The 13,686-nt window shown below is 69.1% G+C and carries 13 protein-coding genes; 8 read left to right on the top strand and 5 right to left on the bottom strand.

The genetic code is table 11. The annotated features are described in order from the left end of the window. Positions 1-5 precede the first annotated feature (5 nt). A complete protein-coding gene (locus tag QYL93_RS28995) occupies positions 6-830 on the bottom strand; it encodes an HpcH/HpaI aldolase/citrate lyase family protein (protein ID WP_305746929.1) in 825 nt (274 codons plus the stop codon). Between the two features lie 156 nt (positions 831-986). Between QYL93_RS28995 and radA the strand changes: the two genes are divergently transcribed. After that, complete coding sequence (gene radA / locus QYL93_RS29000; RefSeq protein WP_305746930.1) at positions 987-2,366, top strand: DNA repair protein RadA; 1,380 nt, start codon at positions 987-989, stop codon at positions 2,364-2,366. A 28-nt stretch (positions 2,367-2,394) separates the two neighbouring features. On the opposite strand, the gene QYL93_RS29005 is transcribed toward radA, so the two are convergent. After that, complete coding sequence (locus QYL93_RS29005; RefSeq protein ID WP_305746931.1) at positions 2,395-4,161, bottom strand: methyl-accepting chemotaxis protein; 1,767 nt, start codon at positions 4,159-4,161, stop codon at positions 2,395-2,397. Positions 4,162-4,413: 252 nt separating this feature from the next. Here QYL93_RS29005 and QYL93_RS29010 point away from each other — a divergent pair, with 252 nt between their 5' ends. From QYL93_RS29010 to QYL93_RS29035, 6 genes are read left to right on the top strand one after another with little or no spacing between them, the layout of a single operon-like run. Then, positions 4,414-4,860, top strand: a complete 447-nt coding sequence (locus QYL93_RS29010; protein WP_179682507.1) for a glycerate kinase — start codon at positions 4,414-4,416, stop codon at positions 4,858-4,860. Positions 4,861-4,900: 40 nt separating this feature from the next. Beyond that, entirely contained in the window at positions 4,901-5,839 is a 939-nt protein-coding gene (locus QYL93_RS29015) for a branched-chain amino acid transaminase (protein ID WP_057202662.1), read from the top strand. A gap of 3 nt (positions 5,840-5,842) precedes the next feature. Further along, complete coding sequence (locus QYL93_RS29020; protein WP_057202661.1) at positions 5,843-6,049, top strand: zinc-finger domain-containing protein; 207 nt, start codon at positions 5,843-5,845, stop codon at positions 6,047-6,049. A gap of 3 nt (positions 6,050-6,052) precedes the next feature. Beyond that, on the top strand, positions 6,053-6,868 hold the full coding sequence (locus QYL93_RS29025; protein ID WP_305746932.1) for a glycosyltransferase family 2 protein: 816 nt from the start codon (positions 6,053-6,055) through the stop codon (positions 6,866-6,868). Beyond that, positions 6,865-8,124 (top strand): O-antigen ligase, encoded by a 1,260-nt coding sequence (locus QYL93_RS29030; RefSeq protein ID WP_305746933.1) that lies wholly within the window; start codon positions 6,865-6,867, stop codon positions 8,122-8,124. The genes QYL93_RS29025 and QYL93_RS29030 overlap by 4 nt, the downstream gene beginning before the upstream one ends. 20 nt (positions 8,125-8,144) lie before the next feature. Then, complete coding sequence (locus tag QYL93_RS29035) at positions 8,145-9,119, top strand: glycosyltransferase (protein WP_305746934.1); 975 nt, start codon at positions 8,145-8,147, stop codon at positions 9,117-9,119. A 10-nt stretch (positions 9,120-9,129) separates the two neighbouring features. Here QYL93_RS29035 and QYL93_RS29040 read toward each other — a convergent pair whose 3' ends face one another. Both QYL93_RS29040 and QYL93_RS29045 read right to left on the bottom strand, forming a co-directional pair. Next, on the bottom strand, positions 9,130-10,209 hold the full coding sequence (locus tag QYL93_RS29040; protein WP_305746935.1) for a nitronate monooxygenase family protein: 1,080 nt from the start codon (positions 10,207-10,209) through the stop codon (positions 9,130-9,132). Between the two features lie 35 nt (positions 10,210-10,244). Then, complete coding sequence (locus tag QYL93_RS29045) at positions 10,245-11,096, bottom strand: LysR substrate-binding domain-containing protein (RefSeq protein ID WP_305746945.1); 852 nt, start codon at positions 11,094-11,096, stop codon at positions 10,245-10,247. A 115-nt stretch (positions 11,097-11,211) separates the two neighbouring features. Between QYL93_RS29045 and QYL93_RS29050 the strand changes: the two genes are divergently transcribed. Beyond that, complete coding sequence (locus QYL93_RS29050) at positions 11,212-12,450, top strand: YbfB/YjiJ family MFS transporter (RefSeq protein ID WP_370877067.1); 1,239 nt, start codon at positions 11,212-11,214, stop codon at positions 12,448-12,450. Here the strand turns inward: QYL93_RS29050 and QYL93_RS29055 are convergent. Continuing rightward, a complete protein-coding gene (locus tag QYL93_RS29055) occupies positions 12,425-13,681 on the bottom strand; it encodes an ATP-binding protein (protein ID WP_305746936.1) in 1,257 nt (418 codons plus the stop codon). The two genes, QYL93_RS29050 and QYL93_RS29055, sit on opposite strands and share 26 nt — an antisense overlap. Between the last annotated feature and the right edge of the window lie 5 nt (positions 13,682-13,686).

Genomic DNA, 13,686 nt, shown 5'->3' on the forward strand with positions numbered 1-13,686 from the left:
GGTGTTCAGTAGCCATTGGGCATTGCGGCTGGGGCGCCCGCGCGAAAGCGCGCCAGCAACTGCCTGGCCGCGCTGCCCAGCAGCATGGTATCGACGCCCACGGCCACGAACAGCGCGCCCGCCGCCAGCCACTGGCGCGCCTGCGCTTCGTTGGTGGCCAGGATGCCCGGCGCCTTGCCCGCACGCAGGATGCGCGCAATGCCTTCGGTGATGGCGGCTTGCACGTCGGGGTGGCCAGGATGGCCCGGGTGGCCCATTGATGCCGACAGGTCGGCCGGGCCGATGAACACACCGTCCACGCCGGGGACGGCGGCAATCGCGTCCAGGTTGTCCATGGCCTGCACGGTCTCGGCCTGCACCAGCAGGCACACCTGGGCATTGGCCTCGTGCACGTAGTTTGGGTAGGCCTGCCAGCGCGAGGAGCGCGCCAGGGCGCTGCCCATGCCGCGCACGCCCTCGGGCGCATAGCGCGTGGCGCGCACCAGGCCTCGGGCCTGCTCGGCCGTGTCCACCATGGGCACCAGCAGTGTGGTCACCCCGATGTCCAGGTACTGCTTGATCAGCGCCGTGTCGCCCACGGGCACGCGCGCAATCGCGTGGGGTGGTTGCGCGCTAGCGGGTAGCGCGCTGGTGGCGCTGGCCACGGCCTGCAGCAGGTGCAACTGCGAGCGCAGGTCGTTGGGCGCGTGCTCGCCATCGAGCAGCAGCCAGTCGTAGCCCGTGCCGGCCAGGATCTCCGTGCTGTAGGCATCGGCCAGGGCCAGCCACAGGCCGATCTGCGCGCGGCCTTGGGCCATGGCCTGCTTGAAGGGGTTGATGGGGGTTTGCATGCGTGCGTCTCTTTCTGGCTCTGGTGCAAGGCCGCCATCGTACGGGTTGTGCACACCCTGCGGCAGATGTGCGCCAATTGCCCCGGCAATGCACCTTGGCGGGGCTGGCCGGTATAGTCACCAGCCTGCCTTCTGTTTGTCCCCATTTCCCACGCCATGGCCAAAGAAAAAACCGTTTTCACCTGCACCGAATGCGGCGGCACCAGCCCGCGCTGGCTGGGCAAGTGCCCCGCCTGCGGCGCCTGGAACACGCTGATCGAGCAGGTGGCCGAGGCCGGGCCGGGCAAGAACCGCTACAGCGGCGCGCAGTTCGCAGGCCTGAACCAGGCCCAGGCGGTGATGCCGCTGTCGGCCATCGAGGCCAGCGACGTGGAGCGCACACCCAGCGGCATCGACGAGCTTGACCGGGTGCTGGGTGGCGGCATCGTCGAGGGCGGCGTGGTACTGATCGGCGGCGACCCGGGCATCGGCAAGTCCACCTTGCTGTTGCAGGCGCTCGATGCGCTGCAGCGCGCGGGCCTGCCCACGCTGTACGTGACCGGCGAGGAAAGCGGCGCCCAGGTGGCGCTGCGCTCGCGCCGGCTCGGGCTGGATCACAGCCAGGTCAACGTGCTGGCCGAGATCCAGCTCGAAAAGATCCTGGCCACCATCGAATCCATGCAGCCCGCCGTGGCCGTGATCGACTCCATCCAGACGGTGTACTCCGACCAGCTCACCTCGGCACCAGGCTCGGTGGCCCAGGTGCGCGAATGCGCGGCGCACCTCACACGCGCGGCCAAGTCCTCGGGTGTGGCCATCGTGCTCGTCGGCCACGTCACCAAAGAAGGAGCGCTTGCCGGCCCGCGCGTGCTCGAGCACATGGTGGACACGGTGCTCTACTTCGAGGGCGACACGCACAGCCAGTTCCGCCTGGTGCGCGCCATCAAGAACCGCTTCGGTGCGGTCAACGAGATCGGTGTGTTCGCCATGACCGAGAAGGGCCTCAAGGGCGTGAGCAACCCCAGCGCCATCTTCCTGAGCCAGCACAGCGAGCCCGTGCCGGGCAGCTGCGTGATGGTCACCCTGGAAGGCACCCGCCCGCTGCTGGTGGAGATCCAGGCACTGGTGGACAGCGGCGGCCCCAGCCCCCGGCGCCTGTCGGTGGGCCTGGACAAGGACCGCCTGGCCATGCTGCTGGCCGTGCTGCACCGCCATGCGGGCGTGGCCTGCATGGACCAGGACGTGTTCGTGAACGCGGTGGGCGGTGTGCGCATCAGTGAACCTGCAGCCGACCTGGCCGTGATGCTGGCCATCACGTCGAGCCTGCGCGGCAAGGCGTTGCCGCGGGGCTTTCTGGCGTTTGGCGAAGTGGGCCTGGCTGGCGAGGTGCGGCCCGCGCCACGCGGGCAGGAGCGGCTCAAGGAGGCCGCCAAGCTCGGTTTCAGCGTGGCCGTGGTGCCCAAGGCGAATGCGCCCAAGAAGCCCATCGAGGGGCTCACCATCCACGCCGTGGAGCGCGTGGAAGAGGCGATGAACGTCGTGCGCGAGATGGGCTGAAGGCTTTCAGCCTTTCAGTTTCGCGGAGTCAGAAGGACTCCCAGTCGTCGTCCGAGCCCTTGGCCTTGGGGGCGGGCCTGGCGGCGGTAGGTACGGGGGCTTTGGCGGCTGCGGGCGCGGGCCTGGGGGCCTGCAGTTTGCGGGTTGCGCTGGCAGGTGCAGTGACTTTGGCGGGGGCTGCCGCAGCCGGGCGTGGTGCCGGGGCACGCGCTGCAACGGGCCGGGGCGCAGGCGCGGCAGCGGCCGGCTGGTAGCCCACATTGAACACCGACACCACCTCGGCCAGGCGCTGGGCCTGATCGCGCAGCGACGAGGCGGCGGCTGCGGATTCCTCGACCAGCGCGGCGTTCTGCTGCGTCATCTGGTCGAGCTGGGTCACGGCCACGTTCACCTGGGCAATGCCGTCGCGCTGTTCGGACGAGGACGCAGTGATTTCGCCGATCAGGTCCGACACGCGGCGCACGCTGCTGACGATCTCGTCCATGGCCTGGCCGGCCTGGGTGACCTGCTCGGATCCGGTCTCCACCGATTCCACCGACGCCGTGATCAGGCCCTTGATCTCCTTGGCCGCCTCGGCGCTGCGCTGCGCCAGACCGCGCACCTCGCTGGCCACCACGGCAAAGCCCCGGCCCTGTTCGCCGGCCCGGGCCGCTTCCACGGCGGCATTGAGCGCCAGGATATTGGTCTGGAAGGCGATGCCGTCGATGGTGCCGATGATGTCGGCGATCTTGCGCGAGCTGTGGGTGATGGTCTGCATGCTGGTCACCACCTGGGCCACCACATCGCCACCCCGGCCGGCGGCCTGCGCGGCCGTGCTGGCCAGCTGGTTGGCCTGGCGTGCGGTGTCGGCCGACTGGGTCACGGTGGCGGTCAGCTCCTCCATGCTGGCGGCGGTTTCCTCCAGGTTGGCGGCGGTCTGCTCGGTGCGCGACGAGAGGTCATGGTTGCCGGTGGCGATCTCCACCGAGGCGTTGGACATCGAATCCACGCCGCTGCGCACTTCCGACACCAGGCCGCGCAGCCTGGCCGCCATTTGCGAGACCGAGCGCAGCAGGTGGCCGAACTCGTCCTGGCGTTCATCCGAGGATTGCACGGTGAGGTTGCCACCGGCAATGGCGTCGGTCAGCTGCACGGCATCGTTCAGCGGCCGGGTGATAGAGCGCACCAGCAGGAAGGAAAGTGCCAGTCCCAGCAGGAACACCACGGCCTGGATGGTCCAGGCCAGCGCGCGGGCACGGGCCATGGCGCCTGCGGCCTCCTGCTTGGCCGTGTCGCGCTGCGACTGCTGCAGCTGCACGAAGGCTTCCAGCGAATCCACGTAGCGGCCGATGGCGCCCAGGTATTTCGACTCCACGAAGGTCTTGAAAGCGGCAGCGTCTCCAGCCAGCTTGATCTCGCGGGCCTGCTTGTTCAGCGCCAGCACATTGGTGCGTTCGCTGGCCACGCGCTCCAGCGCAGCTTTGTCGGCGGGGCTGGTGGCCAGTTCCACCACCTTGGACTGGATGCCGGAGATGCCGGTCACGCCCGCCTTCACGCGTGCGTCGAACAGCGTGGTCAGCTCCGCATCGGGCGTGGAATTGCTGGCCAGCACGCGCTCGCCCGTGGTTTCGGTCGCGCCTTTCCATTGCTGGGCCAGGGAGATACGCTGTTCGAACGCCTCCAGCGACGCCAGCGTCTGCGCCATGACCTGCGAGGCCTGGTATTGCGACCAGAGGGAGACCAGCAGCATGGCACCCAGCAGGCCCACGATAGACCCCCAGAGCTTGGGGGAAAGGCGTATGTTGTCCAGTTTCATGGCTTGTGCTCCCGCAGGCGTCACCCGGCGTATCAGGTTGTATCAACCAGCGAGCGTAAACCGCAGCGCATGGTTGCGCCATACGCTAGGCACCCATATGCATTTGATGTAGCGTTTGCACAACGAACCTGCCGTTTGGGCCATTCTGGTGCGGCCTGCGCGGGTTTTTGGCGCCCATCGGCCGGGCAGTACCCGCAAGACCTGCGGTCTTCACGTACGGCGGCACGCGCTGGCCATATGACAATACCGCCCATGAATTTGCGCAATATCTTCGTTCCGCTCGCTGCCGTGGGTGCCCTGGTGTTCGGTTTCGTGTCCTATGGGTGGCCAGGCGTGGCCGCTGTGGGGGGCGGGCTCCTGATGTGGGCGCTGCTGCACTTCACGCGCCTGATGAATGTGCTGAAAAAAGCGGCAGACCGGCCCATCGGCCATGTGGGCAGCGCCGTCATGCTCAACGCCAAGCTGCGGGCCGGGGTGAACCTGATGCATGTGGTGGCCATGACGCGCTCGCTGGGACAGCTGTTGTCGGACGACGGCGCCCAGCCGGAGCTGTACCGCTGGACGGATGGCAGCCGCTCGTTCGTGACCTGCGAGTTCAAGAACGGCAAGCTCGTGAAGTGGGAGCTCGTGCGCCCGGCGCAGGAGGAAGAGGTGCCGCAGGCAGTTGCCCCAGTGGCCGAGGTGCCGCCAGCCCCGTAAAATCGCTCTTTTGCGACCCACAGCAATTCAAAGGACACCCATGAGCCCCGTAGTTCCCTCAATGGCCGACCGTGACGGCAAGATCTGGATGGACGGCCAGATGGTGGATTGGCGCGACGCCAAGATCCACGTGCTGAGCCACACCCTGCACTACGGCTGCGGCGCGTTCGAAGGCGTGCGCGCCTACAAGACCGCCGACGGCACGGCCATCTTCCGCCTCGAAGAGCACACCGACCGCCTGTTCAACAGTGCCAAGATCCTGCGCATGAAGATCCCCTTCAGCAAGGAAGAAGTGAACGAGGCCCAGAAGGCCGTCGTGCGCGAAAACAACCTGGAGTCGGGCTATCTGCGTCCATTGACCTGGATCGGCTCGCAAAAGCTCGGTGTTTCACCCAAGGGCAACCAGATCCACCTGATGGTGGCCGCCTGGGCCTGGGGCGCCTACCTGGGCGAAGAGGGCATGCAACGCGGCATCCGCGTCAAGACCAGCAGCTACACCCGCCACCACGTGAACATCACGATGACCCAGGCCAAGGCGGTGAGCAACTACACCAACTCCATCCTGGCCAACATGGAAGCGCTGGACGACGGCTACGACGAAGCCTTGCTGCTGGACAGCAGCGGTTTCGTGAGCGAAGGCGCGGGCGAGAACATCTTCGTGATCAAGAACGGTGTGATCTACACCCCCGACCTGTCGGCCGGCGCCCTGAACGGCATCACGCGCAACACCGTGTTCCACATCGCCAAGGACCTGGGCCTGGAGATCGTGCAAAAGCGCATCACGCGCGACGAGGTCTACATCGCCGACGAAGCCTTCTTCACCGGCACGGCTGCCGAAGTCACGCCGATCCGCGAGCTCGACCGCATCGAGCTCGGCAGCGGCAGCCGCGGCCCGATCACCGAAAAGATCCAGAGCGCCTTCTTTGACATCGTCAACGGCCGCAATCCCCAATATGCCCACTGGCTGGCAAAGGTCTGAACCATGTCCCAAGCTGCGATCGAACTGCTGGCCAAGGACCTGAACGCCCAGGGCGGGGTCTTCTGCCCCAGCCCCAAGGCGGACATGAAAATCTGGAACAACCACCCCAAGGTCTATCTGGACGTGGCCCGCAGCGGTGAGGCCAAGTGCCCCTACTGCGGCACGGTGTACCGCCTCAAGGCGGGCGAGCACGTGCACGCTGGCCACTGACGGATGTCGGCGGCCGCTGGCGACGCGAAGGCGTCGCCCACGCTCACGGTGGCGGTGCTCACGCACAACGAAGCGCACCGTATCGAAGCCTGCCTGTGCAGCGCCGCTTTCGCCGACCAGGTGCTGGTGGTCGACAGCGGCAGCACGGATAACACCGTCGCCCTGGCCCAGGGCCTGGGTGCAGAGGTCCATTCCTACCCCGACTGGCAGGGCTTTGCCGTGCAGCGCAACCGGCTGCTGGCCCACTCGCGCGGCGACTACGTGTTCTTCCTTGATGCCGACGAGGTCATGACACCCGCCTTCCAGCAGGAGCTGCAGGCCATCGTGCGCTCGGGCGCGCGCGGGGTGTGGACCATCCGCTGGCGCATGGTGGCCTTTGGCCAGGAGCTGCGCTATTTCCTGTCGCAGTCGCGCATCGAGCGGCTCTTCGTGCGCTCCATGGTCCGTGAGTTCACGGGCGTGGTGCACGAGCAGGCGCAGTTGTACCCCGAACCGGATGGAACGGCCGTGCCGCGCCACCTGGTACGCGCCCGCCTCCTGCACTACACGCGCAACTCCGTGCGCACCAGTCTTGAAAAACTCACCCAGTATGTGATGCTGGGCGCCGCCAAGCGGGCCGAGGCGGGCAAGCGCGGTGGCGTGCTGCGCGGCCTGGCTTCGGGCGGCTCGATGTTCCTGCGCCTGTATGTGTTCCGCCTGGGTTTCCTGTGCGGGGGCGCGGGCTTCCTGTACTGCCTGTTCGTGGCGCTGGAGGGCTTCTTCCGGTATGCCGCCCTGCACTACGACCGCGACAGCCTCACGGGGCGGGTGATACGGTGACGGTCCGGTCCTACCGCTGGTTCGGGCGCTGCGCGAGCATCGGCGCATTCATGGTGCCTGGCCTGGCCCTGTGGCTGCCCTCGGGCTATTCCTACGGCGCGGCGCTGCTGCTGCTGGCGGCGCTGGCCAGCGCCCCGGTGTGGTGGAAGCGCCCCGCGCCGCGCGCCGCCTGGTGGTTGCTGGCTGCCTTCTCGTGCATGGCCGCCCTGTGGCTGCTTGACGTGGGTGCCACCTGGGGCTGGGGCAGCATGGACCGCCCGGTCAAGTACCTGCTGGCACTGCCCTGCATCTTCTACCTCATGACCTTCGAGCCGCGCGCCTCCTGGCTGTGGATGGGCGTGGCGGTGGGCGCGGTGGGCAGCGGGCTGGTGGGCATGTACCAGATTGGCGTGCAGGTGCTGCCACGCGCCAGTGGCTTTACCAATGCCATCCAGTACGGCAACCTGAGCATGCTGCTGGCCGTGATGAGCGGCCTGCTGCTGGTGGTGCAGTGGAAGCGCTGGGTGGCCTGGCAGCGGCTGCTGCTCACGGCCGCCATCGTGCTCGGCGCGGTGGGCTCGGTCCTGTCGCAATCGCGCGGCGGCTGGCTGGCGCTGGTGCTGCTGTTGCCCGTGTGCGCCTGGCTGCTGGTGCGCACCACGGGCCAGCGCCGTGTTTACTGGGGCCTGTGTGCTCTGGCGCTGGCCGCTGCGGCCCTGTCGCAGGTGCCGGCCGTCGAGCAGCGCGTGGACGAAGCACGCCAGGAGGTGCAGACCTACCAGCAGCGCGGTGATGGCCGCAGCTCCGTGGGCCAGCGCCTGGCCCACTGGCAACTGGCCTGGCAGATGGGCTGGGACCGGCCGTTTACCGGCTGGGGCCGGGCCGGCTACGAGCAGGAGAAGGCGCGCCGCGTCGCCGCTGGCCTGGCCCACCCCGTGGTGCTCGAATTCGGCCACGCGCACAATGAGGCGCTGGACCTGTTCGCCAAGCGCGGCCTGCCCGGCGTGCTGCTGCTGCTGGCGTTCTACGGCATTCCGCTGGTCATGTTCTGGCCCACGGCCCGGCGCATCCGCGACGGCGCGGGCAAGATGGACCGCGAATCGCTCTCGCTGTGCCTGGTGGGCGTGATGCTGCCGCTGTCGTATATCGGCTTCGGCCTGACCCAGGTGTTCCTGGCGCACAACAGCGGCAACATGTTCTACCTCTTCATGTGCCCGCTGGTGCTGGCGGCCCTGCATGAGCGGCGCACCCGCATCGGCTGCGGCCGCCCCTTCTGACGACAGGTATCCTCCATTCCATGCACATCCTGCTGGTCAACAACTCCTCCATCCCGGTGTACGGCTACGGCGGCACCGAGCGCGTGATCTGGGACCTGGGCAAGACCCTGGTGCAACTGGGCCACCGCGTAAGCTACCTGGTGCCCGAGGGCTCGAGCTGCGACTTCGCCCAGGTGCTGCCGATCAAGCCTGACGAGCCGTGGGACGCGCAGATCCCGGCCGACGTGGATATCACCCACTTCCAGTTCAACCCGCGCAGCGAACCTTCGCGCCCCTACCTCGTCACCGAGCACGGCAACGCGCGCAAGCCCAAGCCGCTGCCGCTGAACACGGTGTTCCTCTCGCGCAACCATGCCGCGCGCTATGGATCGACCGAGTTCGTCTACAACGGCCTCGATTGGTCGGCCTATGGCCCGGTGGACTTCGATCGCCCGCGCTCGCACTACCACTTCCTGGGCAAGGCGGCCTGGGGCGTGAAGAACGTGGCCGGCGCCATCAAGGTGGCCAAGCTGGCGGGTGTGGATCTCGACGTGCTCGGCGGCGACCGCGTCAACTTCAAGCGCGGTTTTCGCTGGACGCTGTCGCGCAAGATCCACTTCTTCGGCATGGTCGGCGGCCAGCAGAAGAACGAGCTGCTCAACGCCTCGCGCGGCCTGATTTTCCCCGTGCGCTGGCACGAGCCCTTTGGCCTGGCGGTGATCGAGAGCCTGTACTTCGGCTGCCCGGTGTTCAGCACGCCCTACGGCGCGTTGCCCGAACTGGTGCCTGCCGAGTGCGGCAGCCTGTCGGCCAGCGCCAGCGAACTGGCCGAGGCCGTGCGGGCCCACAAGGCCGACCCGCGCGCCTGCCACGCCCATGTGCAGCAGCACTTCAGCGCCGAGGCCATGGCACGCGGCTACCTGCGCTACTACGAGCGCGTGCTGGCCGGCGAGGTTTTGCACCGCGAGCACCCCGTTATCCAAGGCACGGCCCGCGACCTGCCCTGGACGCGCTGAGCTTCGTGCTTCAGTGCGCAGCGCCCACGCGCGCGCAGGCCTGCTTCCATTCCTCTTCGAGCAGCGCCATCAGCGCAGCGGCGGCCATGGGCCGAACCGCCTCCACGCCCTGGCCGGCCCACAGCGACAGGTAGTCTGCCCGGCCCGCCTCGTTCGAGGCCTTGCGCAGCGCTCCCGTCAGCGCGTTCTGCACGGGGTAGGGCGGCACGGCCATTTCATCGACCTGCAGCCGGTCCATCAGCGCGTTGACGATGCCGCGCGCGGCGCGCCCCGTCAGGGCCCGCGTGGTGCGCGTGTCGGTGCCCTTGGCAGTGGCCAGCGCCTGGCGGTAGGGCGCGCCGATGCCCGATTCATCGCAGGCGAGGAAGGCTGTGCCCATCTGCACCGCCTCGGCCCCCAGTGCCTGCGCGGCGGCGATGCCGCGCCCGTCCATGATGCCGCCGGCCGCCACCACGGCCACCCCGCGTGGCTGCAGCAGGTCCACGCAGCGCGGCACCAGGGCCATGGTGCCGATCATCGAGGAGGCGAAATCACCGAGGAAGGTGCCCCGGTGCCCGCCCGACTCCATGCCCGAGGCACAAACCCCGTCGGCCCCCACGTCGGCCCAGGCCACGGCCTCGGCGACCGTGGTCGCGGTGCCGATCACATAGCAGCCCGCAGCGTGCAGACGCTCCACCTGCACGGCGGACAGGATGCCGAAGGTGAAGCTTGCTACTGCAGGGCGCGCGGCAATCAGCGCATCGAACTGCGCCGCAAAATCCTCGCACCAGCGCGCGGGCACGGCCGCTTTCTGGCCGAACTCGGCGTACAGCGGCGCGAGCCGCGCCACGGCGGCGTCTACCGTGGCCGCGTCGGGTGAGGGCGTGTCCTGCACGAAGAGGTTCATGCCAAAAGGCCGATCGGTGCGCCGGCGCACCTCGGCGGCGGCTTCGGCCATGGCGGCGGGCGAACGCATGCCGCAGCCCAGGGAGCCCAGCCCGCCCGCAGCGGATACGGCAGCCGCCAGGGCCGGCGTGTCGGAGCCGGTCATCGGCCCCTGGATGATGGGCAGGCGCAGTGAAAGGGCCGTGCGAAGGCTGCGGTCGGTCATGGCGGGCTCCTGAAGCGGGGGAAGGGAAATAACGGTCAGGCAGCGGACAGCGCCTGCTGCAGGGCGTCGAGCGCGCTGGAGCGGTAGCCCTTGCGCCAGGTGAGCAGGGTGTCGATGCGGGTGATCGGCTGGTGGCTCAGCAGCCCGGCGTGGGGCGTCATGGCCAGCACCGAGCGCGGCACGATGCCCGCGCAGCTGCCGGCGGCCACGCAGGCCAGAATGGCGTGGTACGAGCCCAGCTCCAGCACCTGCATGGGCTGCGGCCGGGGGGCGAACCAGTCCTGCCCGATGCGGCGGTAGGTGCAGCCCGGCTCGAAAACCGCCAGCGTGCCGGGCTGTACGTCCCCGGGCCCGGCCACGGCAGGGTGGCCGGCGGGCAGCACCAGCAGCAGGTCTTCGGTGAATACGGCCTGGGTCTCGAGCGCCGGGTCCGGGGCCTGGCCCGGTGGCCAGGCCACCAGCACCGCATCGAGCGCATGGGCGCGCAGCCGTTCCACCAGTTCGCGCGTGGGTGCGGTCGACAGCTCCAGCGCCACGCCCGGCCATTGGCCATGCAGGCGTGCCAGCGGCACGGGCAGGCGGCTCGCGGCCGTGCTTTCCATCGAGCCCAGGCGCAAGCGCCCACCGGGGGGCCCCGGGCGCACTGCCTGGCGCGCTTCCTCGGCCAGCGCCAGCAGCCGGTCGGCATAGCCCAGCAGCACCTGGCCCTCGGGCGTGAGGGCCATGCGCTTGCCTTCGCGCAGGAACAGGGTGGCGCCCAGGTCCGCCTCCAGCTGGCGCACCCGGGTGGTCACGTTGGACTGCACGCGCCCCAGCCGCTCGGCCGCGCGCGTGACGCTGCCTTCGGCCGCCACGGTGCGAAAGATGTCCAGGGCCGCAAGGTCCAGCAAGGATGAAGAAGATTCAACCATCTTGAAATAGTATGAATTACAGAAATTCAATCTCTTGGTAAGATGATACGCAGCGGCATCCGCCGTGGCAATCCTTTCCGATATCTCCCGCATGGACCAGGTGTCTTCCCCTTCCCCCGCCCGCGTGCATGACGCCGACACGGCGCCTTTGCGGGTCGCCCTGGCCGGCATGGTCGCCCTCGCGGTCGCCATGGGCATCGGCCGCTTCGCCTTCACCCCGCTGCTGCCGATGATGCTGCACGACGGCGTGGTGGATATCGCCACGGGCAGCTGGCTGGCCACGGCCAACTACGCCGGCTACCTTGCCGGGGCGTTGCTGTACATGGCCCTGCCGTGGCTGGGCCGTCGCCTGGGCGCAGTCCCGGGCAATGCGGCCCTGGCGCGCGGCGGGCTGGTGGCCACGGTGCTGCTGACCGGAGTGCTGGCCTTTCCCTGGCCCGCGTCGTGGCCCCTGCTGCGTTTTCTGGCGGGTGTCGCGAGTGCCCTGGTGTTTCTGGGCACGGCCAACTGGTGCATGGGCCAGCTCGCCCGGCTGGGGCGGCCCCAGCTCGCCGGCCTGATCTTCTGCGGGCCGGGGCTGGGCATTGTGGTGACCGGCTTGCCCACCGGCGCCATGGTCGCTGCGGGCTGGAGTGCGGCAGCCGGCTGGGCCACGTTTGCCGCACTGGCGGCGCTGCTGTGTGCCGGCATCTGGCAGGTGCTGCGTGGCGGCGAGGCGCAGGGCAACCCGGCGGGGCCGTCCGCTGCAGCCTCACTGCCGGCGCCTGCAGCGCAGCGGGCACTGCATGCCGTGGCCTATGGCCTGGCGGGCCTGGGCTACATCGTCACCGCCACCTTCCTGCCGGTCATCGCGCGCAGTGCGCTGCCGGCCGGCTCGGTCTGGCCCGACCTGTTCTGGCCGGTGTTCGGCGCAGGCGTGGCGCTGGGGGCCTTTCTGTCTACGCGCATCGCGCTGCACCGCGACCGCCGCTGGCTGCTGGCCGGCGCCTACCTGCTGCAGGCGGTGGGCATTGCTCTGGGCTTGCTCTGGCCAGGGCCGGCGGGCTTTGCACTGGGCAGCCTGCTGCTGGGCCTGCCGTTCACGGCCATCACCTTCTTTGCCTTGCAGGAGGCGCGCCACCAGTGGCCGCAGGCGGGCGCGGGCTTCACCGGGCTGCTCACGGCGCTGTATGGCATCGGCCAGATCGCCGGGCCGCCCATGGCAGCCGCGCTGCTGGCGCACGCAGGCTCGCGGGCGCAGGGCTTCGACTGGGCGCTCGGTGTAGCGGGCTCGGTGCTGGTGCTCGGTGCCGCGCTCTACGCCTTCATGGCGTGGCGCTGGAAGAAGTAACCGGTAATCGCAGCACGAAGCACGCACCGCTGGCGCCATCGGGCCGGTCTTCGCAGAACACCATGCCACTGTGGCGCCCGGCGATCGAGCGCACGAGCGACAGCCCCAGTCCCACGCCGCCCGCGCGCTCGCTGGCGCCCGGCAGGCGGTAGAAGGGCTCGAAGATGCGTTCGCGCTGGTTGGGCGGAACGCCCGGGCCGTGGTCGCACACGCGCACCTCGGCATGGCCCTGGCGCCGGTGCACGACCACGCTGATCTCGCCGGTGCTGTAACGCCGCGCGTTCTCCAGCAGGTTGCGGATGGCCCGGCGCAGCAGCTTGGAGACGCCGCGCACGTCCACCGCATCGGGGCTGGCGCCCACGTCCAGGTCGGCATCCACACGCGCGCATTCCTCGGCTGCCAGGCCCACCAGGTCCACCGTCTCCACGGTGCCCACGTCGGCCTCGCGCGCGTCCAGCCGGCTGGCCAGCAGGATCTCGTCGACCAACTGGTCGAGCTCGGCGATGTTGCGCAGGATCTCGGCGCGGAACGTCGGCGAGGGCTGCTGTCCGCCCATGAGCTCCATGCCCATGCGGATGCGCGTGAGCGGCGAGCGCAGCTCGTGCGAGGCGTTGGCCAGCAGCGACTTGTGCGACTTGACCAGCGTTTCCACCCGCTCGGCTGCGGCATTGAACTGGCGCGCCAGGTCGGCCACTTCGTCCTGGCCCTGCTCGGGCACGCGCACGGACAGATCGCCTTCGCCGAAATGCTTGACGCTGCGCTGCAGCGCTTCCAGCCGCAGGGTCAGGCGCCGGATGATGGGGTACACCCCTGCCGCCACGGCCAGGCCCACAATGCCCAGCAGCCACAGGAAGCCAAAGGGCGGTCGGGTCCAAAAGGCCGCGTCGCCCTGGTTGGGACCGCTACCGGGCCGCCCGCCGATGCGGGGCTGGCGCGGTGCCATCTGCAGCACAAAGGCCTGGCCGGTGTCGGATTCGATGTGGAACTCCACGTTCTCACCTGGCTCCGACGGCTGCCGCGTCGCGGGCCCTTGAAAGACCACATCGCCCTTGGCATCGCGCAGCACCATCTCGCGCGAGGGCGGTACGAAGGGCTGGTTGTTGCTCGCCTTCTGCTCCTCGGCAATGCGCCAGGCCCAGCCCACGACCAGCGTGAGCACCGCAATGCCGCCGACCACGGCGAGCCAGATGCGCAGGTACAGGCGCCGGGCGAAGGGGTTGGAAAGGCTCACCGGGC

Source organism: Acidovorax sp. A1169 (genome assembly GCF_030704685.1).
Taxonomy (GTDB): Bacteria; Pseudomonadota; Gammaproteobacteria; order Burkholderiales; family Burkholderiaceae_C; genus Acidovorax.